Raw genomic sequence first — 12,343 nt, 5'->3', positions numbered from 1 at the left:
ATAATTTCCCTTATAATTTTATTATTTTAACAATAGAGAGCTTGTATGCTCCATGATAATAACGCGGATAGGTTGACTTGAGAAATTTTGAGGATTATTTTTATCATAAAGATATAAAAATAAATTATATTGAACTTGACTTGCCAGTTTAGAATTAATTTTCTCAATTACACCGGTAGTATCAATGTCGGTAGCTTGCGATTCTGTTTCTGTTGTGCCTGTTGTTTGATTCTGTTTTGGTTGTTTTATTGCATAAAAGCCTATATCTTTGTGTTCTGAGGCAAAATAACTACTAAAAGGTAGTTTTTTTACTTCGTTATCAACAGATACTGGCTTATTATCATTTGATTTTGAGATGGCAACTTTGATTTGAGATTCAAAATCCTGAAGATCTTGTTTGGATAAGAAAACTATTTGTGAATTTGATGAAAAAGTTGAGGCAATTTCATCTAATTTGTCAACTTCATCACTTAAAAGTTTATTTTCAGAATTGATTTTTAGATCAATTTCTGATTTTTTTGTTTGATAAATAACACTAACTAGATCGCCGTTTTTATCAACCGGACCAATATTATATCAATATTTTATTTTTAAATTTTGGTCATTTGATTTTTCTAGCCCATCAACATTTGTTAAATTAGGTTCCAGACTAAATTGAATTTTGTAATTAAAATCTTTACCAAAATTACCTGTAAAAAGTTTTTGTTCCTTTTGTTTTGAGTAAGCTAATGAATAAAAAGCTACAAGAAAATCGGTGAGATTTTCAATATTATTTTTATTATTTTGCTGTGAAAAATTAGGTTCACTGATTTGTTTTGATTGTAATTCGATCTGTTTTATAAAATACTCGGGACTAAAAGATAAATTTGTTTTCATCAAATTAAGAGTATTTTTAACCTCATTATTAATATAAAAACCATTTTCAAGAGGTTTATTAGAATTTAAAAAACCATAGTTAAATGAAAAAAGTCAAACTGTTGGCTCGCTTTCATCATTAATTTGACCACGAGGTTTTGTTGTAGGCTTAATTTTAATGTCACTTAATTTTTTAAATAATTCATTAATATTAAAATCTTCTGGTCAGTTTGTTCCAGATTCTATTAATTTAAAATGTTTAAGAAAATCAAACCAATATTTTGCAACAAAACTAATGTCTTGTTTTGATAAAAATGACAAAAATTGTGAAATTTTCTCATCACTATTAAAATAATTAGAAAAAATTGATGTTATACCTTTAGAGGCAGCATCATCAACATTTGTGTTTTTAATTAAATCTTCAACAGTTGGTAAATTATAACTATCAACCATTGATTTTAATTGGGTTTCGTCAAATCTAAAGCCATAATAACGAGAATTTTGAAGAACTTTCTTCAATTTATCAAAATTATTTGCCTCAATTAGTGCTAATATTTCGTCTTTTGGGATTCCTTTTTGATTATTTTTTGGAACAGATTCTTGGACTTTTGGCTCAATAACCAAGCTGCCTTTGTTAATTGAAGTTGCAAAATCAGGATCATTTTGAGCTAATATTTCAAAATTTTTAATACTTTGCGAAAATTTTTTTGTAGCAATAATTTTATTATTTCTTTTATCTTTTATAACAATATCACCATTAATTTGTGCAACAACATTGTTATCTTTAAAATCTAAATTAACTTGTTCAGAATCTAGTTTTATTTGAAGATCCAAAAATTTGGAAATTTGGTGAAAATTTAAATTTGCTAGTTTATTTTGGAATCTAATTTTTGATATTAACGGTGTTTTGATAATTTTTTCAATAAGTGAATTAAGAAAATCGGCACGCTTTTCTTTGGTTGAAAAAATTTCATTATTATAGTAATTTAGAAAATCTCACCCTGTAATTAAAGTCGAATTATTTTGACTAAAATTATTTATTGCATAATAATCATTATCAGAAAATTCGCTTAAAACAATATCATCACTAATTGAATTATCAAGGAAAGAATTACTTAAATTGAGTTGAGTAGTAAGGAAAAATTTGGAATCCTTATTGATATCAGCGGCAATTTCTTTTGAAAAATCAGAAGAAAACTGGGCAACAAAGGTTAATTTATAAACGTTTGGCATTGCAGTTTTTACTAAATATTGATCAGTTATAATTTGATCTTTTACCAAATTTATATCATAGCGAGGCTTTTTAATACCACTATCAGATTCAAAGTAAAAGCTTTTATTGCTAAAAATTTGTGAAATTGTTTCATCAAGGTTAAAATATTTGTTAATAATTTCACTAGCTTGATTATCATCTTTTGCACTATTAACTTCTTTTTGAAAATCTTCAACTGAAATTAACTTTGTCAACTCTTTTTTAAATGAAAAATTAACCTCACTATTTGTGTAAGGTCTTAATTTCTTGAGCTGGTCTTCTGAGAAAGTTGAAAAATTAGAAAGTGAATAATCTGGAACATAATTATAAGCAACTTTTTGTTTGAATAAGTCAGAAATAGCAGTTTTATTATCGTCTAATTTTTGTAAAACTCGCCAATAAACCTCGAATGATTGCTCATTATCATCAGGTTTGATATCAAAAATTTCCAGTTTGTAAGGTTTTCAATTATGATCGTTTGCAAAATTAACGGGAATGCTAGCGTTATTGGTCTGGAAAAAATCAAAAAAATCTGTTAAATCAGTGTCAGTTTTTTTGGTATTATCGGCATTTAAAAGTTTCTTTTTTAGATCTAAATAGTCTGAATTAGCATTTAAATATTTATCCTTTATACTAATAAAAGAAATTGATTTTGCTTGGTTCTGAACATCAATTCGTGGGTTTTTTAGTTCTAAATTTGCAAAAACAACTAGCGGAACGGCGATAATTGCTCCACCAGCAATACTGCTTAGCCCTAAAAGAAAAATATTTTTTTTAGTTAGTAGTTTTTTAGTGATTGTACTTTTCGACACACTTTCCTCCTAAATTTTCTATAAAAAATTCTAGCAAAAAAAAAAAAAAAAACAAAGAAATTTTATAAAACAGTATATTAATTTCAGACACATTCAAAAAAGCAGTCTCAAAATAAAACAATACAAATTAGAGTTGAGGGCAAATTTAAATACATCAAAAATTGACAGTCTAAAAATTAAAAATTAAAATTTTGTACTAAATAAAAAAAGGAAATTAAATAGATAATTTCCTTTTTGATGTTTTGAAGAAATCAATTGAGTTGACTTATTTTTGATTTTATCTTTTTAGTTTTGCTTGTGCAGCACGAGCAGCTTCTCAAATTACTTCGCTATAAGTAGGGTGTGGGTGAATTGCGGCTGCAAGTTCATGAATTGTTACTTCTCCGTCCATTGAAACAACAATTTCTGAAATCATATCAGTAGCAACTGGACCGATAAAGTGAGCACCAAGAATTTCGCCATATTTTTTATCAACAATTAATTTAGCAAATCCGTGGGCATCGCCAGCAGCAATTGCTTTACCAATGTGGGCAAAACTAGCTTTTCCAACTACAAAATCATAACCTTGTTCTTTTGCTTGTTCTTCAGTTAGACCAACTGAAGCAATTTCAGGGTGAGTATAAACGCAAGCTGGAACGGTTTTATCGTTATATTTTTCACCTTTTCCGGTTATTGTACTTACTGCAACAACGGCGTGACGGTAAGCGACATGGGCTAGCATCGCTTTAGCGCAAAGATCACCAATTGCATAAACTCCATTTACATTTGTTCTGCATTGATCATCAACGATAACACTTTTGCGAGCGTCAAGTTCAACTCCAACTTCACTAAGACCTTCAGAATTTGGCTCACGACCGATGCTTACTAAAATTTTATCAGCGCTAATTTGTTGTCTTTTTCCATCAAGCTCGTAAACAATATTATCATTTTCATAGCTAATAATATTAGAATTTAGGACAACATTAACACCACGGTCAGTTAAGTTTTTTGTAATAATTTGTGAAATTTCACCATCAAGGTTTGCCAAAAGTCTTGGAAGATTTTGTAAAATTGTTACCTTAACTCCAGCAGCGACAAAAATTTGGGCAAATTCAACACCAATAACACCACCACCAATTATTACAATTGAATTAATTTTTTCTTCAAGATTAATTGCTTCTTTTGAAGTTAAAATTTTTCCGGATTGGTAACCTTGTTCAAAACCAGGTAAATTCAATTTACGGTCACGTGATCCAGTTGCAAGAATAATGTGTTTTCCACGATAAACTTTATCTTCAACTGCAATTTCGTGTGAACCTAGGAATTTGGCTTCACCAAAAATGCTTGTAGCTCTTGCTGATTTTACAATGGCCTTAACTCCGCCAACTAATTTGTTAACAACTTCAGTTTTTCGTTGGTGCATTTTTTCTCAGGAAACTTTTACATCAGTTTTTCCTTCAAGACCATAGTCACTAAAGTGAGTTACATAATCAAGAACTTCGGCAGTTTTTAACATTGCTTTTGTTGGAATGCAGCCAACATTTAAACAAACACCACCTCAGTATTCTTTTTCAACAATTAAGGTTGATAAACCACTTTTACCAGCCTCAGCAGCTGCAAGATAACCACCAGGCCCTGAACCAATAACAATTACATCAAATTCTTGATCAATTTTACCTTGGTAAACTTTACCAGTATTTACAGAAGAGCTAGGTTTTTCAGCTGGTTTTTCAACTTTTGGGGCAGCAGTTTTTGCTGGTTTTGGTGTTGATTTTTTTGGACCAAAATCAAAACTTAAAAGATCATTGCTTACTTTTACTTCACCAACAACACTTGCTCCGCTTGCTTCTTCCTTTTTCTCTTCAGTTTTAACTTCGGCAACATCTTCGGCAACATCGCTATCACCTGATCCATCATCAATATAATAAATTTCTTGACCAACGTGAATTGTATCACCTTCAGACATTAAAACTTTAACAATTTTTCCGGATTTTGGCGAAGGTATATCAGCGGTAATTTTGTCAGTTTCAACTGAGAACAACGAATCACCTTCATTTACTTGGTCGCCCTCTTTTTTGTAAATTTGGGCGACAACTCCTTCATGGAGTCCTTCACCAATGTCAGCAAATTTAAATTTATACATTATAAAATTCCTAAAATTTCTGGTTTTTCTAATAATTCTTTAACTCTTGCGGCAAAACGACCAATTGTAGCTCCATCAATTCAACGGTGATCAGCTGCAACTGTTAAGTGCATAATTTTGGCTGCAACAATTTGTCCATCTTTAACTTCGGCTGAATCAATAATTGCACCAACACCAGCAATTGCTAGTTCTGGATAGTTAATTACCGGAACACCATAAAGAGAACCAACAGATCCATAATTAGTAATAGTGAATGATCCACCTTGCATTTCACTTGGTTTGATTTTACGCTCACGAGCTGCTTTGGCTAGTCGAACAATTTCACTAGCAATTTCAACGATTGAAAGAGTTTGTGCATTTTTTATTACTGGAACCATAAGACCAGCTTCAGTATCAACGGCCAAACCTAAGTTTATAGTTTCAGGATAGACAATTTCATTTGCAGCTTCGTCGTATTTTGCAGCAATAATTGGGAATTCACTAAGTGCAATTAAAATTGCTTTTGCAATAAAAGCTAAAAATGTTAATTTTATACCAGTTGTTTTTTGAACTGATTCTAAAACAGATTTACGAAGTTTTCAAAGATCTGTTACGTCAATTTGGTTTACTAAATTAACGTAAGCCACAGAATTTCATGAATTTGTCATTGCTCTTGCAATCGCTTTTCGAATTGGAGCAATTTTTTCACGTCTTCCATCTAGTTTTGATGCTGGACTTACTGCGGTTGTTGAGGCTGGTTGGGTTTTTGGAGTAGGAGCCTCAACTTTTGGAGCTTCGACTGCAGGAGCAGGCGAAGATTTTAGAGAATTTAGATAATTCTCAACATCGGATGACTCAATTTTTCGTCCTTCAATTTTAAGATCAGCAAGATCGATATTTGCTTGCTTAGCCATCGCTCTTGCTTTTGGGGTTGCTAAAATTTTTGACATATAATTTCCAAACTAATAATTTAAAATATAAAGATTTTCGGGTTGTCTAGATAAAAAAATAAGGATACTTAATTAAAAATACAACAATTAATTATACATTAAAAATAGGCAAAAAAAAGAATTTTCTTAATTTTTCCTGCATAAAAGTTTTTTATCAACAAAAAAGTTTAGTATTTTAAATTTTTAGACTAAAAATTACTTATTTTACCTTTTTAGTTAAAACGCTGACAAAAACATGAAAAAATACAACTACTATTTAAACTCAATGTAAATAGAAAACTCGTTTTATTTGCAATGAGCCTAAAAAAATATGTGAAGTTTTGAAAGAACAATAATTAAAAGCCATAAATTTGTAGATTTCTAAACGGTCAAATTTAAGGCATTCCATCATATTTAAAAATATAATGGATAATTCGCATTTTTTGATTTTTTTATGGCAAAAAACATAACCAATTCCTCCTTAATTCAATTTCAAAATTTATTAATTATTCTTAGGTGTTTGTAATTATAACAGATTTTTTTCTTAGACCAAGCATTTTTTTTTTTTTTTTGTAAAAGGTTGATTTTAAAAAAATAAAAACCCCTTTGGTCAAAACTCAAGGGGTAATTAATTTGTTTAATCAATCTGTTTATTAAAGTTTATTTAAGGTTGCTTTTTTGTGAATGTTGAATTCTTTGAAGATTTTTCCAAAAGCACTGTTAGTAAATCCACGGTCGCGGGCTTTTTTAAATCAAAATGATCGGGGATAATATTGCCAAAATTTAGTATTTTAAATTTTTAGACTAAAAATTATTTATTTTTGGTTAGTTTTGGCTTTTATTTAAAGTTCAATTATCAAGTTGCTTTTTTGTGCCATAGACAAAATGGTTTTGGCTTAATTTTAATTCTTCAATAACATTAGGAAATTTTTGCTCTTCAAGATAAACATTATTAAATAAAATTGGACTAAAAGGGATGTGAGCATTTGAAATTTTCGGGATTGAATTTAATAAATTAATTGTATAAGGATGAGTTGGATTTTGGAAAATTTCGTCAGTTTTACCTTTTTCGACAATTTTGCCAGCATGCATAATTAAAACTTCATCAGCAAGATATTCAACAACAGAAAGATCGTGGGCGATAAAAATTAAGGAAAGGTCTTTTTCTTTAACTAATTTTTTTAACAAGTTAATAATTTGTGCCTGAATTGAAATATCAAGCGAAGCAATTGGCTCATCGGCAATTATAACTTTTGGCTCAACTATTAAAGCTCGGGCAATGGCAATCCGTTGACGCTGACCACCAGAAAACTCGTGAGGATAACGGTAGGCAAATGAGCGTAAAAGTCCAACATTTTCAAGTGCTTCGTAAATTAGTTCGCTGAGAATAAATTTCTTAATTGAACGCTTTAGCAAGAAAAATGAAGGCGCTTTTTTGATTCCATAAAAAAGTTGAATGTTTTTATAAACATTCCTAATGTTGACTTTTTCAACATTAAGCGTCTTAATTATTGCGATTTTTTCACTAAAACGGGTACTTATGTTGCCAATTTGGTCACTAAATTGGCCGACAGATTTAATTTTTGCAATAAATTTTTGGTGAATTGCATGAACTTTTTTCTCTAAGAGCGAAATTTTGCTAAAAAAATCAGTTTGGGCTTGTCTTTGAAAACTAATTTCTTTCATTTGCTCGCTGTGTCAATTGTTGTAATTTTGAATAAATTCGTTTTTAATTATATCATATTCAGCTTGTTTTTTTGCCAAAATTTCTTCTAATTGCGCAAGTTTTTTAATATTGTCAGCGTTAGAATTTCCTCTTTCTTTATTAATAGTATAAATATGTTTAAATTGGAGATATTTTGTTTTAAAGTTGACTTTTTGAGCAAAAATTTGCTTATTTTTCTTTGCAGTCTCAAGATAAGTATTTAATTCAATTTTTAAAAGATGACTAGAAATTTTAGCACGAAAATCTTTTGTGCTGAGGTAATTTTTTACGTTAGTTTTGTCAAAAATTACGTCTTTATAATTTTCAGAGATTTCTTTTTTAAAATTATTTAAAGTTTCGATAATTTGCTCAATTTGACTAATTTCCAAAAAGGAAAATAAATTTTTTTCCCAGATTTTTCGATTGTGATGGCGCAAAAATTTACTAATTTGGCAATTAATTATTGCTTGTTTTTTAAAAAAGGAATATTTTTCCAAATCTCTTGAAGTTAGAGCATTATTGTTTGCAATTTTGTACTCGTAGAAAAATTCGGCAATATAAGATGAAACTAAATTGTTTTGATCTGTGAATTTAGACAGTTCTTGACTGGCCTCTTTTTTTAAATTAAGTCCTGATTCATTGAGTGTTTTTTTGAAAAATGATTTTTGTGCTTTAATTAGTGACCTTAGATCTTCAACATCTTTGAGTGCTTGACGATATTCAGCCTCAACTTTTGCCTGCTCTTTTTTACGGTAAATTTTTTGGATTTCGTAAAAATAATCATGTAATTTTGCCACATTTTCATAAGCTAAATTATAAATACTGCCAAAAAGTTTTTGTTTGCGTTCAAAATAAAGTAAATACTGACCAAAAAATTCGTTATTTAAATTTTGATCACCAGTTTGTGGACTAAATTTTTCAAGTTCATCTTCAATTATTTTGATTTGCTCTTGTCAATAGGCAAAAAATTGCTCAAGTTCGTGATTTTGACCTTGAAGCATTAAAAGTTCAATTTCAAGATATTTTTTTTCAAGAGTGCGTTTAAAATGAAAAATTAGATCATTTCAGTCAAGAAAAATATCTTTGATTTTGGCTTTAATTACGCCGTTAATTACGAGTGTTTCTTTTAAAATTGAGTAAATATTTTTTTGCTGATTAAGTGAAGAAAAAGGATCTTGAAAAATCATTTGCATGTTTTTTCGTAAAAATAGGTTTTGCTTGCGTGAGAGTTTTTTGCCTGAAATAATTTGACCCAAAAGTTGAACTTGACCACCAAAATTTTCATAAAGACGAACAAGGCAGCGACCAATTGTGGTTTTTCCTGAACCTGACTCTCCAATAATTCCTAAAATCTGACCTTTTTTTAGCAATAAATTAATCCCATCAACAGCTTTGACGGTTGCAAATTTGTTTATAAAATATTTTTCTAATTTTTTTGTCTGTAATGCAATTTCCATTATAATACTTCTTTAAATAATTTTATTCTCATTTTTAATTCAGGATTTAGTTCAACTTTTGGCGCAGAAGGATGTAAAAGTCAAGTTGCAGCATAATGGCTCTCCGAAATTTTAATAAGTGGCGGCTCTTTTTCAAAATCAAGTTCAAGAGCATATTCATTTCTTGGGGCAAAAGGATCGCCAGCTGTTAGATTTCTTAAATCAGGCGGGGAACCACTAATTGTATAGAGTTCTTCTTTTTTTGAACCCTCCGGAATTGCCGAAATTAGCGCTCAAGTATAAGGGTGTTTTGGGTTGGTAAAAATATCTTGGCGAGTTCCTTTTTCAACAACACGGCCAGCATACATTACATAAATATAGTCACAAAATTTCGCAACTATTGAAATATTATGGGAAATAAAAATAATTGAAACTTTATATTGATGGCGAATTTTATCTAAAAGTGCCAAAACAGAAGACTGAACTGTCGGATCAAGTGCCGTGGTTGGCTCGTCAGCAATAATAATTGAAGGCTGAGCGGCTACTACCATTGCAATTACTACCCGTTGTTTCATTCCGCCAGATAAGGTATGTGGATAAGAATAAAAGCGATTTTTGGCATTTTCAAGTCCAAAAGATTCAAGTAGCTTAACTAAAAAGTCAATTTTTTCTTGTTTTGACTTAAAGCGTTTATCGTTTTTGAGGCCGTCAAGCAATTGTTTGCCAATTGTCCGGGTTGGATTTAGGGCAACTAAGGGGTCTTGGGGAATATAGCCAATTTTTTGACCACGGATTTGTCGTCACTGATAGTCTTTTTTGAAATTTGAGACATCAATGCCGTCAATTTCCATTTTTGTTGAACTTGTTTTTGCAAAATTATTGATTCCTAAAAGTGATCTTGAACAGACAGATTTTCCCGAACCTGACTCGCCAACAAAGGCAACAATTTGGCCCGAATAAACACTCAGATCAATACCTCTTATAACTTCAAGATATTCTTTTTTGCCAGTTTTGAAACTAACACGAAGATTTTTTACGTCTAAAATTCGTTTTTTTTCCATTATTTTCTGCCTCCAACACGAGGATCAAGCGCATCATGAATTCCGTTGGCAATAAATCGACTTGTAACTGCTAAGGCAACCAAAACCATTGAAGGTAAAAGCAGCGCAATTGGATTTTTGTCGGCCAAAGGAACTGATGAATTAATAATTAGTCCTAAATTAGCTGCTGAATCAGGACCTTCTTTTAAAAATCCAAGAAAAGCAAGTGAGGCTATTGTTGAAATTGATGAAAAAATACTTGCAATAAAAGTTGAGAGTAATTTTCCGAGAATATTTGGCAAAATGTGTGAATAAATTTGTCTGAATTTTGAAGCTCCAATTACTTTTGCTGCATAAATATATTCTTCGTCTTTAACAATAACAGTATAAGATCGGGCTTGATAAGTTGGAACTGTTCAGCCTGTAAGTGATAAAAGAATAATAATTGTGATTGTATGAGGTCCTCAAATTGCAATAAAAATAATAAAGATTATAATTCAAGGAATTGAGCCAAAAATGTCAATAATTCTAAGAACAATATTGTCAATTCAGCTTCCGATATGATAACCAAGATAAGTTCCGAGCGTAATTCCAATTAAAAATTGAATTAAAGCAATAAGAACAGAAATTCCAAGCGCATTTAGAGTTCCTTGTCAAGTTCTAAGTCAAATATCACGACCAAATTGGTCTGTTCCAACTAGTGAAATAAAATTCTTACCATTTTCAAGCGCACTCATGACTTGATAAGGATTGACGTTAATTTCTCAACGGTTTGGGAATAATTCTTTTGTTGTACCTTGAATTAGGCTAATATTTTTTTCAACTTCAATTGCCCGGATTTTTTCAAGAATATCGGTGGAAATTGTCGTTTTTATTGTCCCTAAAGTGCTCGGAAGTTGTTCATAGACAAGCGAAGGATCAGCGTTTGAAATTGGTTTATCGACACTATATGGGCTAAAAATTATTGTAAAAATCGCAATAATTAAAACACTAAGAAATAAAAACGTGGAAATAAGTGAGATTTTTGACTTGAAAAATTTTTGGACTGTATCTTTTCAGAGCTCAACAATTTTTCCTGTTACTTGGTAGTTTTTTTCCGAAAAACTAGCTAATTTTAGGAGTTTTGTCTGGTTTTCTTTGAGATTATATTTTTGGTTAAATTCTTTAGGATCGAGCATTTTTTTCCTCCGCGGCGCGATAATTACGTGCTTTTCAATTTTTAATTCGCGCTCAGTAACTTATTGGTGAGTCTTGACCAAAAGAAATTCGCGGATCCATAAAAACATAACTTAAATCACCAATAATATCAACAACTAATGACAGTGAAGTAAAGAAAATAATTGAAAACATTGAAATATTAATCTCACCATCAAAGGCAGCATTAACTAAAACGGTTGAAGAACCGGGAATTCTAAAGAATTGCTCAAGCACAATTGAACCTGAAAGGAGAATAATATAAGAAAAAATTAATGATCTTACAAGCGGAATTGCGGCATTTTTTAAGACATATTTGACAAAAATGTCTAACTTTGAAAGCCCTTTTGCTTTTGCGATCAAAATATATTCAGAAGACAAAACGCTAATAACTTGGTTTCGAACTAAAAAAACATAACCAGCAACCGAAGTAATACTAAAGACAAAAATTGGCGGTAAAAGTGAGGCAAAAGAAGTTAGACTCCCGTAGGTTTCGGCATCTTTAAACTCAAAAGGTAGTCCGATTTGAATTGCAATTAAAACAACAAAAGGTGCTAGGACAAACGAAGGAATTGCAACAAAAAAAGTTGAAATTCCCGAAATTGCTGCATCTTCAAGTCGATCACGCCGATAAGCAGCAATTGTTCCAAGAATCAGTCCTAAAGTGCTACTTATTAAAAAAGAAGGCAGCGAAACTAAAATTGTATAGCGCAAAGGCATGAAAAATAACTCTGGAATTTTGCCATCTTCACCGGTTTTGAACCGTGCGCCAAAATTTCCTTTGAAAATATCGGCTGTATAATAAGCTAGTCTTGTCAAAGTTGGCTGGTCAAAATAATATTTTGCATGTAAATCAGCAATTTTTTTAGCCTGGTCAGATCCTTTTGCGCCTTTATCGATAATATCGCCAAAAGGATCAGGCGAAAAATTAGCAAGTAAAACAAAAACTAAAATATAAATTGCAATAAAAGTTAAAAGCGCAAGTGCTAGACGTTTAAGAGTATATTTTAAAATCATTG

At 30.7% G+C, this 12,343-nt stretch carries 7 protein-coding genes; all 7 read right to left on the bottom strand.

The window, feature by feature from the left end:
- Positions 1 to 21 precede the first annotated feature (21 nt).
- Entirely contained in the window at positions 22 to 2,919 is a 2,898-nt protein-coding gene (locus KW512_RS03485) for a P97 family adhesin (protein WP_258841406.1), read from the bottom strand.
- A 277-nt stretch (positions 2,920 to 3,196) separates the two neighbouring features.
- Positions 3,197 to 5,041, bottom strand: a complete 1,845-nt coding sequence (lpdA, locus tag KW512_RS03480) for a dihydrolipoyl dehydrogenase (protein WP_258841405.1) — start codon at positions 5,039 to 5,041, stop codon at positions 3,197 to 3,199.
- Positions 5,041 to 5,970, bottom strand: a complete 930-nt coding sequence (locus tag KW512_RS03475; protein WP_258841404.1) for a 2-oxo acid dehydrogenase subunit E2 — start codon at positions 5,968 to 5,970, stop codon at positions 5,041 to 5,043. Before KW512_RS03475 ends, lpdA begins: the two co-directional genes overlap by 1 nt.
- Positions 5,971 to 6,774: 804 nt before the next feature.
- Positions 6,775 to 9,111: an ATP-binding cassette domain-containing protein gene (locus KW512_RS03895; protein ID WP_309509540.1), complete on the bottom strand. Its 2,337-nt coding sequence runs from the start codon at positions 9,109 to 9,111 to the stop codon at positions 6,775 to 6,777.
- Entirely contained in the window at positions 9,111 to 10,151 is a 1,041-nt protein-coding gene (locus KW512_RS03460) for an ABC transporter ATP-binding protein (protein ID WP_069097827.1), read from the bottom strand. The genes KW512_RS03895 and KW512_RS03460 overlap by 1 nt, the downstream gene beginning before the upstream one ends.
- The gene (locus KW512_RS03455; RefSeq protein WP_258841403.1) at positions 10,151 to 11,308 is read right to left on the bottom strand and encodes an ABC transporter permease; all 1,158 of its coding nucleotides are present in this window, start codon (positions 11,306 to 11,308) and stop codon (positions 10,151 to 10,153) included. The genes KW512_RS03460 and KW512_RS03455 overlap by 1 nt, the downstream gene beginning before the upstream one ends.
- Positions 11,295 to 12,341, bottom strand: a complete 1,047-nt coding sequence (locus KW512_RS03450) for an ABC transporter permease (RefSeq protein ID WP_258841402.1) — start codon at positions 12,339 to 12,341, stop codon at positions 11,295 to 11,297. Before KW512_RS03450 ends, KW512_RS03455 begins: the two co-directional genes overlap by 14 nt.
- Positions 12,342 to 12,343: the final 2 nt, after the last annotated feature.

This window comes from Mesomycoplasma ovipneumoniae (assembly GCF_024758565.1).
In the GTDB taxonomy this organism is placed as follows: domain Bacteria; phylum Bacillota_I; class Bacilli_A; order Mycoplasmatales; family Metamycoplasmataceae; genus Mesomycoplasma; species Mesomycoplasma ovipneumoniae_B.
The sequence above is the reverse complement of the archived record's forward strand: the minus strand, read 5'-3'. Positions and strand labels throughout refer to the sequence as shown.